This window comes from Colwellia marinimaniae, assembly GCF_002207865.1.
GTDB lineage: Bacteria > Pseudomonadota > Gammaproteobacteria > Enterobacterales > Alteromonadaceae > Colwellia > Colwellia marinimaniae.
The window spans coordinates 1-276 of the sequence record NZ_BDQM01000237.1; the positions used below are offsets into that span (position 1 = coordinate 1).

Consider the following 276-nt stretch of genomic DNA (forward strand, 5'->3'; position numbering starts at 1 on the left):
CCCATTCATAACCCGCGAGGCATTCTGCACAATCATGTCGATATTGATGTCAGCGTGAGCGATGATCTCGAAGATCTGGGCAGCTCGACCCACCGCGTCAGGAAGACCGGCGATGGTGATCTTGGCCTCCGAGCGGTCATGGGCCACCCCGGAGATGATGGCCTCTTCCATGTCAGATCCCTTCGTGATGTCGGTAGGGTCCTTGACCCAGGTGCCGGGTTTGTCAGAGAACGAGGAACGTACGTGCACTGGCACGTCCTCACGGCGGGCGTATTC

At 58.7% G+C, this 276-nt stretch carries 1 protein-coding gene; it reads right to left on the reverse strand.

Annotated elements, in window-relative coordinates:
- Positions 1-171: ACT domain-containing protein (locus MTCD1_RS23625; protein ID WP_200818664.1), on the reverse strand; the 171-nt coding region annotated here is incomplete at its 3' end.
- Positions 172-276 lie beyond the last annotated feature (105 nt).